Below are 15,131 nucleotides of genomic sequence, written 5' to 3' on the forward strand. Positions count from 1 at the left end.
GGAGAAGAGCGGGCGTCAGCTGGTGCGGCCCTTGGCGTCGAACGCCTTCATCCGGTCGAGGACCCCGTCCGCGGTGGGGTGCATCATCTGGTCGACGATCCGGCCGTCCGCGAGGAAGATGACCCGGTCCGCGTAGGAGGCGGCTGCCGGGTCGTGGGTCACCATCACCACGGTCTGCCCCAGCTCGCGCACCGAGTTGCGCAGGAAGCCGAGGACCTCGGCGCTGGAGCGGGAGTCCAGGTTTCCGGTCGGCTCGTCACCGAAGATGATCTCCGGCTGCGAGGCCAGGGCGCGGGCCACGGCGACGCGCTGCTGCTGGCCGCCGGAGAGTTCGGTCGGCCGGTGGGTCAGCCGGTCGGAGAGGCCCACCATGTCGATGACCTTGCGCACCCACTCGGCGTTCGGCTTGCGGCCCGCGATGTCCATGGGGAGCGTGATGTTCTCCTGGGCCGTCAGCGTCGGCAGCAGGTTGAACGCCTGGAAGATAAAGCCGATCTTGTCCCGGCGGAGCTGGGTGAGCTGCTTGTCCTTGAGGGAGCCGAGCTCCGTCTCACCGATCCGTACCGAACCGCTGCTGAAGCTGTCGAGGCCGGCCACGCAGTGCATCAGCGTGGACTTGCCGGAGCCGGACGGGCCCATGATCGCGGTGAACTCGCCGCGCGGGAAGTCCACGGAGACCTGGTCCAGGGCGGTCACCCTGGTCTCGCCCTCTCCGTAGACCTTCGACAGATCCGTGGCGCGGGCAGCCACCGTGGTGACGCGGTGTGCGGTGGAAGTGGTGGTCACGGGAATCTCCTGATTCGGGCTCCGGCCGAGGGCCTCGTCCGGGGTTGCGTTCGGTTGCGTCCGCTTGAGTTCGGAACCCCTCCATCGTCACCGCCGTATCGCCGCGGATCGTCAGTCCCCATGCCCGTTCCCGTGGCCGTCTTGAGTCGCACCGAGGGGCCCCGGTGTCCTCCTTCGGTATGACATCGACCCTGAGAGGCCCACCCGTCCGGCCGAGGGTCCCGCGGTCTCCCCGCCCCGGTGCCGGCCACCCGTCAACCCGCTGCCGGGAGAGCGCCGTGTTCCGCGTCACAGCCGAGGGGGTTCCCGGACCCTGGGAGGGCCCGGCGCCGGCCCCCGTCCGCGGTATGTCGGAGACACTGTCGCCCGGCCGGGTGGCGCACCCATGGCGATCACTGGCGCGTGTCTGGCGAATGCTCCGTCCGAGTGCGGCGACTTTACGTCAATCCGGAATAACGGTCGCCGTGCCCGCTACCCCGCCCAGGCATGTGACGATGGCCTCCCGCGAGTGCTGACGACCCCTCAAACGGTCAATAAAATAAGACAACATCGCGTCACCGATCGGCTGATCGGAGGAAGCGCCCGGATAGGGTCATGTGCCAACGCGGAGCCGCGCGCCAGGCCCGGATGGTGGAATGCAGACACGGCGAGCTTAAACCTCGCTGCCCCTCGGGGGCGTACCGGTTCGAGTCCGGTTCCGGGCACCACCCAGCGCGCAAGGCCTGACCGGCGAAAACAGCCCAAAACGCGCCTGATCCCTTCCCGTCCCGGCCGCACCGTTGCCACCCGCCCGACCGGTTTCGGCGCACGCCGGGCGTGCGAGAGCGAGAAGGCCGCGACAGGACGAGCTTCCGGGCCCGCCCGGTGGACGGGAGGAACCCGCCGGGGCGCGGAGCGGCCGGAGACGTTCGGCGACGCGGTGTCAGCCGGGTTCCTCAAGACTGCCGTTGGTGGGGCCGGGAAGAGCCGGCCGCCGGGGCGGGTCGGTGCGCGCCGCGCGTGTCACCGACGGTGCTGGACGCGCTCATGGAGCCGGGGCAGCACCGGCTGGAGCGCGACGGTCCGTGCTTCGGAGTGCTCGTTCGCCCCGGATTCCGTCGAGTGGGTGATGCGGCCGGACCTGTGACCTGGGCGCATTCGGTACGGATCCGCGCGGCGTTCGCCGGTGATCTCACCGGGACGGCCGAGCGGCGCGCGGCGATGCCGGAGCGCGATCGGCGAGGGCTCCCGCACGGGCTTCGGCCTGTGGCGCTCCCACCGGGTCCCGCCTTGGGGCGGGCGTCGGCCGTCGGCCTCGGCTCGCTCCGGTTCTCGTGCCGTTCCGCTTCCGCAAAGATCCTCCCCAAGCACTAGTCTGATCCCTTTGCCTACCCATTACTCTTGTGGGAAGGCCACGCAGGGTGGCCATGGAGGAGTGAGATGAGGAGCAGCAACCCGGTCTTCTCGCGACGGGGCTTCAGCCGCGACAACGGATACGCGGGCTTCAATACGGCGCCGCAGGCCGGGGCCCCCGTCGCGGGTGCCAACCCGTACGCGCAGGGCACCGCCGCCAACCCGTACGCCACCAACCCCTACGCCCAGCAGGACACCCAGTACGGCGTTCCGCAGGCACCGGTGCGTTCCGGTGCGATGACGATCGACGACGTCGTCACGCGCACCGCGATCACGCTGGGCACCGTGGTGCTCGGTGCCACGCTCGCCTGGGCCCTGCTGCCGGTCGACGAGGCCAATCTCGGCAAGTCCTACGGCATCGCGATCGGCGCCGCCCTGGTGGCGTTTGTCCTGTCGCTCGTCCAGTCCTTCAAGCGCAGGCCGTCCCCGGCGCTGATCGTCTCGTACGCGGCCTTCGAGGGCGTCTTCCTCGGAGTGATCTCCAGCGCGGTCAGCACGTACATCGGGCCGGGCGTCGTGATGCAGGCGGTGATGGGCACCATGTGTGTCTTCGCCGGTGTGCTGCTCGCGTACAAGATGCGCTGGATCCGCGTCACCCGCCGCTTCTACGGCTTCGTGATGGCCGCCGCCATGGGCTTCATGCTCCTGATGGTGGTCAACCTGCTGTTCGCCGTCTTCGGTGGCGGTGACGGCCTGGGCTTCCGCAGCGGTGGCCTCGGCATTCTCTTCGGCGTCATCGGGATCGTGCTCGGCGCGTGCTTCCTGGCCCTGGACTTCAAGCAGGTCGAGGACGGCATCGCGTACGGCGCTCCGCGCGAGGAGTCCTGGCTGGCGGCCTTCGGCCTCACCATGACCCTGGTGTGGATCTACCTGGAGATGCTGCGTCTGCTCTCCATCCTCAGCGGCGACGACTGACGTACGGCCCCGCGTCGCGATACGGAACGGCCCGCAGGCACCGCCTGCGGGCCGTCCCGCGTCTTTGGGGCCGGGGGGTGCTGGAGCAGCTCGCGCGCGGCCCTTGCGAGGTCGTGCTCGCGGATGAGTGCCTTCGCACGTCGCCGGTCCTTCCCGGCGCCGTGCCCGAGCGTCGGCCCGTTGGCGACCGTCCCGGGAGGGCGCGTAGGGTCGCGGAGTGCTCGATACGACCCCGCTGATCACCGCCGTGGACCGATTCGCCGACCGGCTGCGCGCCGCCCCGCAGAGCCGGCTGCAGCGTGGAGCCGCTGCCGAAGGGCTGGCCACGGCCAGAGAGCTGGCTGTGCGGGCCCAGCGCATCGAGGCGCCGGACCGGGAGCCGCGGATCCTGCCGGACGCCGGGATCTTCGCGATCGGCGACCAACTCGCCGTAGCGGGTCGTGACTTGGCGGTGGCACTGGAAACGGCCCCGTCAGCTGAGCTGGACGAGGCCGTGCAATTCGTGGCGGAGGCGGCTGCGCGGGCGTTCGCGTAGCCGCGGGCGGGCGGTGGGCCCGGAGGCGGTGGCCGGCGAGAGCCGCCCCGCCCGGAGGACCCGGGGTCTAGAACGAGGCGATGACGCGGTCGGCGAGGATGTAGACGTTCTCCTTGCCGCAGGAGAACGTCAGGGCGTACGCGCCGGAGACGCCGGAGCCGCCCAGCAGAACGGGGTGCTCGCCCGCGTGCAGTGCTTCGGCCAGCCGCTCGGCCGTCTCGCGGTGGCCGGGGGTCATACAGAGCGTGGTGCCGTCGGCGAAGACATAGACATCGAGGGTGCCGAGCGGGCCGGGACGCACATCCGCGAGCTCCGTACGGCTGTCGGCGAGCTCTTCCAGCCGGTTCACGGTGCGCTCGTGGTCGGTGACGACCGGGGTCTGCACCGGTACGAAGTCGGGGTGCGAGGGGTGGCGGCGACGGGCCGCGGCCAGTTCGGGGGAGTCCTCGGCGAACTCCGCCGTCTCGGGCAGCTCGGTCACGTCCGCCAGCTCGGTCAGTTCCGTCAGCTCTTCGAGCGCCTCGGTGGCTTCGAAGTCCATGGCCTCCAGGCCCGCGAAGTCGGCCTGGCGCGGCAGGAAGAACGGCACGTCCTCACCGATCCCGGTCAGACCGCCCAGCAGGGACGGGGCGTCGGCGGCATCGCGCGCTTCCTGGGAGGCCCAGAAGGCGCGGGCCTCGGCGAGTTCGCGCTCCCGCTCCTCGGCCAGTGCTTCGGCGACCGCCGCGCGTATCTCGGCGGCTGGGGTGATGTCGTTGCGGCTCTGCGCGGGCACGGCGACGTCGTGGGCGCGGGCCGTGGTCAGCTCCGTCCGAAGGGCCGTGATCTGCTTGCGCAGCCCGTGAGCGGCGTGCAGAGCGGCAGCGCCCACGGCCGTGGCGGCGGCGGTGGTCAGCAACAGGGCAAGAGACATGGCGCTCACTGACATACTCCCGGTTTCAATCGATCCCCCGACTTCCTACCTCAGCTTGTCCTCTACCTGCGCCCGGTGTCAGTGCATTACGTCACGAATTGGACAGGTCTTTGGGCCTGGGGTTTAACCCTGTTACGGGTGTGACCTGCGAGAATGCGTCTCCCCCAGGAGATAGGTCACATCCTGGGGGAGATTCGGTCACGGTCGGGGCTCGGAACCGGCCACTGCTCAGCCACTCGATCTTGTGGTCGTGCTGGAGCCCGTGGTCGCGTTCGCTTCGCTTTCGCTGTGGGCAGGTGCCGCCTTCGTTCCTCAGGCGCCCCCTACCCTCCGCTGCAGCTCAGCTCAGCCGCTCGGTTCTGTGGTCGCGTTCGCTTCGCTTTCGCTGTGGGCAGGTGCCGCCTTCGTTCCTCAGGCGCCCCCTACCCTCCGCTGCAGCTCAGCTCAGCCGCTCGATGACCATCGCCATGCCCTGGCCGCCGCCCACGCACATGGTTTCCAGGCCGAACTGCTTGTCGTGGAACTGAAGGCTGTTGATCAGCGTGCCGGTGATCCGGGCGCCGGTCATGCCGAAGGGGTGACCGACGGCGATGGCGCCACCGTTGACGTTGACCTTCTCCAGCGGCAGACCGAGGTCGCGGTAGGAGGGGATCACCTGGGCGGCGAACGCCTCGTTGATCTCGGCCAGGTCGATGTCGTCGACGGTCAGCCCGGCCCGCTTCAGCGCCTGCCTGCTGGCCTCCACCGGCCCGTACCCCATGATCTCGGGGGAGAGGCCGGAGACGCCCGTCGAGACGATCCGGGCCAGGGGGGTCAGGCCCAGCTCGCGCGCCTTGGTGTCGGACATGATCACGAGCGCGGCGGCGCCGTCGTTGAGCGGGCAGCAGTTGCCCGCGGTGACCCGGCCGTCGGGACGGAAGACCGGCTTCAGGCCCTGCACGCCCTCCAGGGTGACGCCTGCGCGCGGCCCGTCGTCCTTCGAGACGACCGTGCCGTCCGGGGTGGTGACCGGAGTGATCTCGCGCTCCCAGAAGCCGTTCTTGAGGGCTTCCTCGGCGAGGTTCTGCGAGCGCACGCCGAACTCGTCCATGTCCTGACGGGTGACGCCCTTGAGTCGGGCCAGGTTCTCCGCGGTCTGCCCCATCGCGATGTACGCGTCCGGGACCAGGCCGTCCTCGCGCGGGTCGCGCCAGTCGTCGCCGCCCTGCTCGGCGCGGGCCGCGGTGCGGGCCTCGGCGTCGGCGAACAGCGGGTTGTGCGTGTCCGGCAGGCTGTCGGAGTTGCCCTTCACGAAGCGGGACACCATCTCGACACCGGCCGAGATGAAGACGTCGCCCTCGCCGGCCTTGATGGCGTGCAGCGCCATCCGGCTGGTCTGCAGGGAGGACGAGCAGTAGCGGGTGACCGTACAGCCGGGAAGGTGGTCCATGCCCATCTGTACGGCGATGATGCGGCCCAGGTTGTTGCCCTGCTCGCCACCGGGGAGGCCGCAGCCGAGCATCAGGTCGTCGATGTCCTTCGGGTCCAGCTCGGGAACCCTGGCCAGCGCGGTCTGGATGATCGTGGCGGTCAGGTCGTCCGCGCGCAGGTCCTTCAGTGAACCCTTGAAGGCCCGGCCGATGGGGGAACGGGCAGCAGAGACGATCACGGCTTCGGGCATCACGCGGCTCCATGAGGGCTGGAAGGCGGGTTCTGGCAGGTGCTGACTTGGAAGTTACCTGTACGTAGATGCTGGGTCACCGGGCAGCGCATGTGACGCCGACCTCTTTTCTAAGCAACCGCTCAGTCGATCAATTGGCCGGGAGATTGTGCGTCTCCCCACTTGTCTCCTCGCTCACCTCCTCGCTCGCCTCCTCGCCCGTCCCGCCCCGCGACCGCCCGTCCGGCCGTCCATGCGGCTCTCCGTGCGGTTCCCCGTGTGTCTCCGCAGGGGTCTCCAGAGGTGTCTCCGTGCGCGAGTCCGCGGGCGGGCCCACGCGTGGGTCCTCGTGCGCGTCCGGCTCCGGTTCCTCGTGCGTCTCCGGGTGCGGATGGGGCTCCGTGGCCGCGGGCAGACGCCGCCGCCTGCGGTGCTTGAGGAGCGCCCAGGGCGCTCGGGCCCCCGTGACCTCCGTACCGGCCTCCCTGGCCGCCTGGGAGGCCGCCTTGGCCACCGGCAGCATGTCCTCGCGCCGGGCACCGTCCAGCCGGTCGGACTCCGGCCACAGCCCCAGGACCGCGCAGAGCGTGGGCAGGACCGCCATCGCCGCCGTGGCGTACCCCTCCGCCGACGGGTGGTAGTTGTCCGGCCCGAACAGCTCCCGCGGATTCGCCTCGAACTCCGGCCCCAGCAGATCGCCCAGCGACACCGTGCGCCCGCCCTGCTCGACCGAACCGATCGTCTGTGCCGCCGCCAGCTGCCGGCTCACCCGCCGGGCCAGCCAGCGCAGCGGCTGATAGACCGGCTCGATCGTGCCGAGATCCGGGCATGTGCCCACCACCACCTCCGCACCGGCCGTACGCAGCCTGCGTACCGCGGTGGTCAGACAGCGCACCGACTGGGTGGCGGGCATCCGGTGTGTCACATCGTTGGCCCCGATCATGATCACGCAGACATCGGGCGTACGGGACGGGTCGGCGAGCAGCAGCGAGACCTGCCGCTCCAGATCGTCCGACCGGGCGCCCGGCTGCGCCACGTTGCGCAGATCCACCGGACGTTCCGACACCGCCGCGAGCCCCGACGCCAGCAGTGCCCCCGGGGTCTGCCCGGACCGGCGCACTCCCTGTCCGGCCGCCGTCGAGTCGCCCAGCAACCCCAGTTGCAACGGGTCCGCCGGGCCGGCGAACGCCACCCCGTACCGCCCGTCCGCGCTCGGCGGCACCGGTGCGACGCCACCGCCCACCTGCCGTTTCGCCAGCTGGACCTCCGCCAGCAGTACGCCTACCGCCGCCGCGCCGAGCAGCCCGATGCTGCCGCCGCCGTAGGCCGCGCCCGCCGCGATCCGCCGTGCCACCCTTGCCCTCGACACAGTCCGGTCCACCTCCTCGTTGCCGTACCGCCGTACATACAGCTAACTGCCCCGCGGCGACCGCCGCTCAATCGCTTCGCCCAATCTCGCGTCCGTACGCATACCCTTGCCGGACCATCTCGGAGACCCCGGAGTACACGGTGCAATTCCACGATTCGTTGATCAGTCTCGTAGGCAATACCCCGCTGGTGAGGCTGCGCAGTGTGACGGCCGGCATCCAGGCGACGGTCCTGGCCAAGGTCGAGTACTTCAACCCCGGCGGTTCGGTCAAGGACCGCATCGCTCTGCGCATGATCGAGGCCGCCGAGCAGAGCGGCGAGCTGCAGCCCGGCGGCACGATCGTCGAGCCGACGAGTGGCAATACGGGCGTCGGCCTGGCGATCGTCGCCCAGCAGAAGGGGTACAAGTGCATCTTCGTCTGCCCGGACAAGGTGTCCACGGACAAGATCAATGTGCTGCGCGCCTACGGTGCCGAGGTCGTCGTCTGCCCGACGGCCGTTGATCCCGAGCACCCCGACTCGTACTACAACGTCTCCGACCGGCTCGTCCGCGAGACGCCCGGCGCCTGGAAGCCCGACCAGTACTCCAACCCGAACAACCCGCGTTCCCACTACGAGACCACCGGTCCCGAACTGTGGGAGCAGACGGACGGGAAGATCACCCACTTCGTCGCGGGCGTCGGCACCGGCGGCACCATCACCGGCACCGGCCGCTACCTGAAGGAGATCAGCGGCGGCTCGGTCAAGGTCGTCGGCGCGGACCCGGAGGGCTCGGTCTACTCCGGCGGCTCGGGGCGGCCTTACCTCGTCGAGGGCGTCGGCGAGGACTTCTGGCCGAGCGCGTACGACCGGACGGTCACGGACGAGATCGTCGCCGTGTCCGACAAGGACTCCTTCCAGATGACCCGCCGCCTCGCCAAGGAGGAGGGGCTGCTGGTCGGCGGCTCCTGCGGCATGGCGGTCGTCGCCGCCCTGGAGGTCGCGAAGCGGCTGGGCCCGGACGACGTGGTCGTCGTGCTGCTGCCCGACAGCGGCCGCGGCTATCTGAGCAAGATCTTCAACGACGAGTGGATGGCCGACTACGGCTTCCTGGAGGGCACCGGCCCGTCCGCGCGCGTCGGCGACGTGCTCGACCACAAGGACGGCCCGATCCCGACGCTCGTCCACATGCACCCCGAGGAGACCGTCGGCGAGGCGATCGACGTCCTGCGCGAGTACGGCGTCTCGCAGATGCCGATCGTGAAGCCGGGCGCGGGCCACCCGGACGTGATGGCCGCCGAGGTCATCGGCTCGGTCGTGGAACGCGAGCTGCTGAACGCGCTGTTCGCGCAGCGCGCCTCCCTCTCCGACCCGCTGGAGAAGCACATGTCGCCGCCGCTGCCGCAGGTCGGCTCCGGCGAACCGGTCGAGGACCTGATGTCGGTGCTCGGCGGCACGAACGCGGCGGACGCCGCGATCGTTCTGGTGGAGGGCAAGCCGAAGGGCGTGGTCAGCCGGCAGGACCTGCTGGCGTTCCTCGCCAAGGACGCGGCGACCGGGAAGCCGTAACGGCCGGGGAGCCGTGGTGGCCGGCGAGGCGTAACGGCCCGCGAGGCCGGGCTTCGTGAAATCGGTACGAGCACGACACGTACGCGCAGCACCGGCTTAACACGGGTCCGGCACATTGATGGGTGTCGGCGGGGGAACCCGCCGGCACCCGATACGGCGACACGGACTACGGAGCGGCTCCCGGACCTCCACCGTCGCCCGGACGCGGTGACCGGCGCTGACCCGGACCGTGTCCCTCGCGGGGACCGCCGTCGTCCCGCCCCCTGGGAAACCAGGGGTGCGGCGGTCCCCGCGACATACCCGTACGCCCGCGCGCGATGCGCGATACACGTCTGAACGCGCGTGGTGCGCGAGGTGCGCCTGAACGCGGGCGCGGGCCTCCCGCGGCCCTCAGTCCTCCCAGTCGGACTCCGTGCGCCGGGGACGGCGCTGGAACCAGGGCCAGTTCCGGGCAGCGTGGACGGCGTTGACAGCGACGATCCCGAGCCAGACGACGACCAGGCCCGCCGTATGGGCGGCCGCGGCGCCGATCGCCGACAGCGGGATGGCCAGGACCAGCGAGATGATCCCGAAGCCGTAGCGTTCGCCGAAGTTCCCCATGGGCTGCGGCGTACGCGCACCCCTGGCGACGCTCACCTGCTGCTCGGCGAGATGACGCCGTACGCGGCGATCGAGCGTGGTGTCGAGGCGCTGCTCGACCTTCTCCAGGAAGGACTCGACGAGCGCGGACTCGTAATCCGAACCCAGCTCACTACGGGCGTGCAGGGTGGCATCGAGCTCGTTCTTGAGCTCAGGGTCACGGGTATCCATGTCCTTGACGGTACGAATCGGTGGCGCCGGGGTCAGTGGGGCTAACCCCCCTCTTTCCCGGCTGCGTGTCTCTTCCGGCTACGTGCGGGCGGCCGCCGTACCGGTGGTCCCGGCCCCGCTGTCCTCGCCCGAGGCCGCCTGGGCGGGGAGGATCGTGTGCTCGGGAATGTGCGTGGTGTCGCGGCGGGCGAGCAGCCAGTACAGCAGTGCCGGTACGACCAGGCCGACCACCCACGAGATGTCCGCGCCGCCCAGCGGCCCGACCAGCGGTCCGGTGTAGAAGTGCGTCGCGAGGAACGGCAGCTGGGCGACCAGCCCGATCCCGTACACCGTCAGCGCGTCCCAGCGCCATGCGCCGTACCGGCCGCGCGGATCGGCGAGGGCAGGGATGTCGTACCGCTCCCGGGAGATCAGGTAGTAGTCGACCAGGTTGATCGCCGACCACGGGGTGAAGAAGGTCAGCAGGAAGAGCAGGAAGTCCTTGAAGGAGGCGAGGAAGCTGTCCTTGCCGAGCAGGGCGACGACCGTGCCGACAACCATGATGCCCGTGATGTAGAGAGCCCGGCCGCGTGGGGAGAGGGTCTTCTGACCGCGGAAACCGCTGATGCTGGTCACCAGCGACATGAAGCCGCCGTAGGTGTTCAGGACATTGATGGTCAGCTTGCCGAGCGCGATCACGAAGTACAGGAACGAGGCGATCAGGCCGGTCCCGCCCAGGGCGACGACATAGCCGACCTGGCCCGCCAGGAAGGCGTCCCCGGCGGTGGCCGCGACCAGCACGCCGAAGACCATGGACCACTGGGAGCCGAGCGCCGAGCCGGAGAGAGTCCACCAGAAGGTGGCGCGGGCACTGGTCGTACGCGGCAGATAGCGGGAGTAGTCGGCGACGTACGGGCCGAACGCCAACTGCCAGGACGCGGCGAGCGAGACCGCGAGCAGGAACATCGGCAGATCGAAGGCGCGGTCGGCGAGGACGGCTCCGAGATCGATGCGGTCGAGCAGCCGTATGCCGAGATAGACGAAGGCGACCGCGCAGATCACCCCGGCGACCCGGCCGAGCATGTGGATGACGCGGTAGCCGATCGCCGCCATCAGGGCGGTGACCAGCGCGAAGATGACGATGCCGGGTGTCTCGCCGAGGTGGGTGAGCTCCCCCACTGCCTGACCGGCCAGCACGCTGCCGCTGGCGAAGAAGCCGACGTACATCACGATCACCAGGGCCAGCGGAATCACCGCGCCCTTGACCCCGAACTGCGCGCGGGACTGGATCATCTGCGGCAGCCCCAGGCGCGGGCCCTGCGCGGAGTGCAGGGCCATCACGGCTCCGCCGAGCAGATTGCCCAGCGCCAGGCCGATGACCGACCAGAACGCGCCGCCGCCGAAGACGACCGCGAGCGCGCCGGTGACGACGGCGGTGATCTGGAGATTGGCGCCGAGCCAGAGCGTGAACTGGCTGAACGCGGTGCCGTGACGTTCGTCGTCCGGCACGACATCGATGGAGCGCTGTTCGAGCAGGCCTGCCATGGGTCGGGCTCCCTTCCTGAGGCTGAGGCCGAGGTCGTGAACTGCCGTGGTGCCGTTCGGGAAACGCTCGTCCACCGCGCCGAACCGATCAAGGTCGTCAGCCGCCCCGGCTGCATATAGTCATGCAGACTTCTTCTTCCTTGAATAGATTGTCAATACTTTGGAGTAAAACACTGGTTACAGAGGCCCGAGGAGTGAGATGAGGCGCCCGGACAGGACGCGTTTGCGCAGGATGTCGTCCCATGTGACGGACTCCGGGGACTTCGGGGACCCCCCGCCCGGGATCGCAGGCCCCTTCCGGGCTTCCGGCTCCGTCGGCCCCGCGGGCCGGGCCCGGCCACTCACCGATGATGGAGAGGTCGCGGCCGGGGAGCTGCTCGACCAGTACACGGGATTTTGGAGGGGGACGGTATGAGCGAGAGCAGCCCTGCCGCACGACTGCAGCAGCTCTTCGAGGGGCGCCGGCTGACACCGACACAACGGCGCATCGCGCACTCGATGGTGCGCAGGGCCGGGGACGCGCCGTTTCTGTCGAGCGTGGAGCTGGCCGAACTCGCCGGGGTCAGCCAGCCGTCCGTCACCCGGTTCGCCGTGGCACTCGGGTTCGACGGCTATCCGGCGCTCCGCAGACACCTGCGGGAGGTCGCCCCCGCCGAGTCCGTACCGGGGGGCGGCGGCGAAGAAGACGCGTACAACGAGTACCAGCAGGCCGTCCTCGGCGAGATCGAGAATCTGCGGCATCTGGCCGAGTTGCTCGCCGACCCCGGGCCCGTCGAACGCGCGGGCAGGCTGTTGGCGGCCTCCCGGCCGCTGCCGGTGCTCGGCCTGCGGGCCGCCTCCTCGCAGGCGCGCGGGTTCGGGTACTTCGCGGCCAAAGTGCATCCCGATGTGCGGGTGCTCGACGAGGGCGGCAGCATGCTGCACGACCGGATCGACGCCGCGCGGCGGGCGGGTGCCACCGCGCTGATCTGCTTCGCGCTGCCCCGGCACCCGAAGGAGGTCGTGGACGCTCTCGCGTACGCCCGGGAACAGGGCCTGGCCGTGGTGGCGGTCGCCGATTCGGCGTTCGCTCCGGTGGCCGCGCACAGCGACCTGCTGATCCCGGCCGCCGTCGGCACCGGGCTCGCCTTCGACACCGCGTGTGCGCCGATGCTGCTGGGGCGGGTGCTGCTGGAGGCGATGTGCGACGACCTGCCCGACGCGCAGGCGCGGCTGGAGGAGTTCGATGCGAGGGCCGTGGCGCGAGGGCTGTTCGTCGAGTGACGGCGGTGGCGACGGCCCGATGGGGATCAGGTGTCGAGGGTGGCCCCACCAGCCTCGACGATTCTCAGACACCACTCATGTACGGCTATTAATCTCCCGGCCCGGAAGGACCAGTAGGAGCTGTGGAGAGGGGTACGGACGTGGGGCGCGGAGCGCAGTCGTTGGCGAGGGTGGCCGTGATCGTACGGGCCGGAGCCGCACCGCTGTGGTGGCCGGGGCTGCTCGCCGCGGCGATCGGCGCACTGGTGCCGGGACTCACCGGGCGCCGGATCGGGCTGCTGGCCGGGGCGGCGCTGTTCCTGATCACGGCGGCCGCGGTGGCGCTCGAACGCGGCCGGCGGTACGCGGAACTGGCCGGGGGCGCCACCCGCGCCGGACGGTCCGACTTCCTCCAGGACCGGGCCGTGACCGTACGCAACTGGCGGCGCGGGCACCGGTGGTGGCTGCTCGGGGCGTTCCTGGTGGCGGTGGCGAGTGCCTTCCTGCTGCCCGGAGCCGGCGGCCTGGTCCTCGCGGGGGCGGGGGCCGGACTGTGGCTCAAGGCCGTCAGGATCGGGCAGCGCGAGCGCCGGGACGACGTCCTGTACTGGGTGCGGACCGACTGGGTGGAGCGCGGGCGGCCCGCGGGCAAGCAGGTGAAGGGGTATCGCACCACCGGGCCGATGGCGGGTGACGCCGCGCCCGGCGGGGCGCGGCGTCACCGTTGAGGCCGCCGGGTCAGACCTCCAGCTCGGTCTCGATCCGCTTCAGCTGGTGGCGGGCCATTGCCAGGTTGGCGCGTTGCGCGTCCAGCACCAGGTACAGGAAAAGACCGTTGCTGCCACGGGCCTTGAGCAGCCTGATCAGGTGGTACTGGGTGCCGAGCGTGATCAGGATGTCCTCGATCTCGTCCTTGAGCCCGAGGTGTTCCATGGTGCGGAGCTTGGAGCGTACGACATCGGTGTTGCCCGCCGCCGCGACCTCCAGGTTGAAGTCCTTGCCGCCGCCGAGGGTGCCCAGCGCCATTCCGCTGGTGTAGTCGACGAGGGCGACAGCGACGGTGCCCTCGATGGATGACATCGCTTCCTTGAGTGACGCTTCGGTGTTCGCCATGTGCAGTCGTTTCCTTTCCTGGCCGGCCGGGTCGACCGGCTCCTTGGGTTGTCTCCGGGGCATGTGGTGTTACGTGCGGCGCGGCAGCGGGCCGGGCTGCGGGGTGGGCTGTTCGGGGGCGCGGGCCGGGGGTGCCGGGTGCGCGGCGCGTTCCATCGCGGTGTCGATCAGTTCGCCGATGCGGGCGCCCGCCCGGCGGCCCTCCAGATGGAGCCTGCCGACGTTGATCCGGTCCTCGGCCAGCAGTGTGAGGATGGCCGAGGAGCCCGCGGCGTACGTCGCGATGTAGCCGGTCTCGCCGCGTACGAGAAGTTCACGGAAGCCACCCCGGCCGGTCGCGTCCGCCATCCGGATCGCGACGCCGAGCGCGGCCGCGGTCAGTGCGGCGACACCCTCCGCCTCCATGCCCGGGGTGTCATGGGCCAGGATGAGACCGTCGGTGCTGGCCGCCAGGGCGCCGGAAAGGAGCGGGACCCGGGCCCGTAACCGCTGGAGCTCGGCCAGGACATCCTGCACTTCGGCCTCGGGCACCATCAGCTGTCTCCTTCCGGCACGCTGTCTGAGCGCGCGTATCACAGGGCCTCCAATGCGTCTCGGAGCCGGCGCAGCAGGGCGACGTCGGGGTCGGCCGTGACCTCGGGAAGCGGGATCCGGCCGGAATCGGTCGCGGCCGACGGCTTCCGTACCGCCTCGACCAGTCCGGCCGCGGCCAGGCGCCGCAGACCGACCAGGACGTGGAACGCCGGCCTGCCCAGCTCCTGGGCGATGTCCGACGCGGTACGCGCCCCGTCCACGAGATCGAGCACGCGGCGCCGGCCCGGCGGAACGGGTGCGTCGACGGAACGGTCCGTCCGCACCAGCGGTCCGCTGTCGGTCATCGCGTCGGGCCAGATCCGCTCCAGCAGCTCGCGGCGCCGGAAGGTCTCGCGCTGCACGGCGTCGACGGGGACGGGGCGGACGGTGCCGATCCAGTGCGAGACCCCGTGGCGGAAGCGTGCCGGGGCCCGGGTGGGCGCCAGCGCGAAGAACGCGGCGTCGTACAGCGCGCCCAGATGACACAGCTCCAGCGTCCCGGCCGGCACCCTCCCGCTGTCCACCAGATGGCGGCCGACCCGTTGTCCGGCGCCCGCCCTCGTGACCGCCTCCCACCAGCCGTCGCGATGCAGGGCGCCGCCCGTGGTGAGCAGGATGTCGATGCCGGGGGTCGCCGGGCTTTCGGCGTGCACCACCTGGCCCTCGGCGAGGTAGAGGGTGCCGTGGTCGCGGATCAGGGCGCCGGTGGCGCGCTCGGCGGCGAGGCGCCGCAGCATGGGGGAGAGGGCCGTGACGTCGGCGGGGGTGGCCGT

13 protein-coding genes, 1 tRNA gene and 1 pseudogene are annotated in these 15,131 nt (G+C 70.6%); 6 read left to right on the forward strand and 9 right to left on the reverse strand.

The genetic code is table 11. The annotated features are described in order from the left end of the window. Positions 1-15: 15 nt before the first annotated feature. Complete coding sequence (locus ABZ826_RS21125) at positions 16-786, reverse strand: ABC transporter ATP-binding protein (protein WP_361450254.1); 771 nt, start codon at positions 784-786, stop codon at positions 16-18. A gap of 621 nt (positions 787-1,407) precedes the next feature. On the opposite strand from ABZ826_RS21125, the gene ABZ826_RS21130 reads away from it, so the two are divergent. From ABZ826_RS21130 to ABZ826_RS21140, 3 genes are all read left to right on the forward strand, one after another. Continuing rightward, positions 1,408-1,493 (forward strand) — tRNA-Leu (locus tag ABZ826_RS21130). Positions 1,494-2,205: 712 nt separating this feature from the next. After that, positions 2,206-3,093 carry a Bax inhibitor-1/YccA family protein gene (locus ABZ826_RS21135; protein ID WP_361450257.1) on the forward strand — a complete coding sequence of 296 codons (888 nt, stop codon included), beginning with the start codon at positions 2,206-2,208 and terminating at the stop codon, positions 3,091-3,093. Between the two features lie 217 nt (positions 3,094-3,310). Then, the gene (locus ABZ826_RS21140) at positions 3,311-3,628 is read left to right on the forward strand and encodes a hypothetical protein (protein WP_361450260.1); all 318 of its coding nucleotides are present in this window, start codon (positions 3,311-3,313) and stop codon (positions 3,626-3,628) included. Positions 3,629-3,695: 67 nt separating this feature from the next. On the opposite strand, the gene ABZ826_RS21145 is transcribed toward ABZ826_RS21140, so the two are convergent. The 3 genes and pseudogenes from ABZ826_RS21145 to ABZ826_RS21155 all read right to left on the reverse strand — a co-directional run. After that, positions 3,696-4,526, reverse strand: coding sequence for a hypothetical protein (locus ABZ826_RS21145; RefSeq protein WP_361450439.1), 831 nt, complete (start codon positions 4,524-4,526; stop codon positions 3,696-3,698). 454 nt (positions 4,527-4,980) lie between these two features. Beyond that, positions 4,981-6,201 (reverse strand): acetyl-CoA C-acetyltransferase, encoded by a 1,221-nt coding sequence (locus tag ABZ826_RS21150; RefSeq protein WP_361450263.1) that lies wholly within the window; start codon positions 6,199-6,201, stop codon positions 4,981-4,983. Between the two features lie 358 nt (positions 6,202-6,559). Beyond that, positions 6,560-7,534: pseudogene (locus ABZ826_RS21155) on the reverse strand (SGNH/GDSL hydrolase family protein); the annotation flags it as partial. 155 nt (positions 7,535-7,689) lie between these two features. On the opposite strand from ABZ826_RS21155, the gene ABZ826_RS21160 reads away from it, so the two are divergent. Continuing rightward, positions 7,690-9,096, forward strand: a complete 1,407-nt coding sequence (locus tag ABZ826_RS21160) for a cystathionine beta-synthase (RefSeq protein WP_361450266.1) — start codon at positions 7,690-7,692, stop codon at positions 9,094-9,096. Between the two features lie 390 nt (positions 9,097-9,486). Here ABZ826_RS21160 and ABZ826_RS21165 read toward each other — a convergent pair whose 3' ends face one another. Both ABZ826_RS21165 and ABZ826_RS21170 read right to left on the reverse strand, forming a co-directional pair. Next, on the reverse strand, positions 9,487-9,906 hold the full coding sequence (locus tag ABZ826_RS21165; RefSeq protein WP_361450269.1) for a hypothetical protein: 420 nt from the start codon (positions 9,904-9,906) through the stop codon (positions 9,487-9,489). A gap of 78 nt (positions 9,907-9,984) precedes the next feature. Beyond that, positions 9,985-11,430, reverse strand: a complete 1,446-nt coding sequence (locus ABZ826_RS21170; protein ID WP_361450272.1) for a cytosine permease — start codon at positions 11,428-11,430, stop codon at positions 9,985-9,987. Between the two features lie 411 nt (positions 11,431-11,841). On the opposite strand from ABZ826_RS21170, the gene ABZ826_RS21175 reads away from it, so the two are divergent. Beyond that, positions 11,842-12,693: a MurR/RpiR family transcriptional regulator gene (locus ABZ826_RS21175; protein WP_361450275.1), complete on the forward strand. Its 852-nt coding sequence runs from the start codon at positions 11,842-11,844 to the stop codon at positions 12,691-12,693. 140 nt (positions 12,694-12,833) lie between these two features. After that, positions 12,834-13,400: a hypothetical protein gene (locus ABZ826_RS21180; protein WP_361450278.1), complete on the forward strand. Its 567-nt coding sequence runs from the start codon at positions 12,834-12,836 to the stop codon at positions 13,398-13,400. Positions 13,401-13,410: 10 nt separating this feature from the next. Here ABZ826_RS21180 and ABZ826_RS21185 read toward each other — a convergent pair whose 3' ends face one another. The 3 genes from ABZ826_RS21185 to ABZ826_RS21195 all read right to left on the reverse strand — a co-directional run bounded on the left by ABZ826_RS21185 (position 13,411) and on the right by ABZ826_RS21195 (position 15,095). Beyond that, on the reverse strand, positions 13,411-13,785 hold the full coding sequence (locus ABZ826_RS21185) for a hypothetical protein (protein WP_361450281.1): 375 nt from the start codon (positions 13,783-13,785) through the stop codon (positions 13,411-13,413). 69 nt (positions 13,786-13,854) lie between these two features. Further along, complete coding sequence (locus ABZ826_RS21190) at positions 13,855-14,319, reverse strand: roadblock/LC7 domain-containing protein (RefSeq protein ID WP_361450283.1); 465 nt, start codon at positions 14,317-14,319, stop codon at positions 13,855-13,857. Between the two features lie 38 nt (positions 14,320-14,357). Next, the gene (locus ABZ826_RS21195) at positions 14,358-15,095 is read right to left on the reverse strand and encodes a winged helix-turn-helix domain-containing protein (protein WP_361450442.1); all 738 of its coding nucleotides are present in this window, start codon (positions 15,093-15,095) and stop codon (positions 14,358-14,360) included. Positions 15,096-15,131: the final 36 nt, after the last annotated feature.

This window comes from Streptomyces sp. NPDC047515 (assembly GCF_040643055.1).
Taxonomy (GTDB): Bacteria; Actinomycetota; Actinomycetes; order Streptomycetales; family Streptomycetaceae; genus Streptomyces.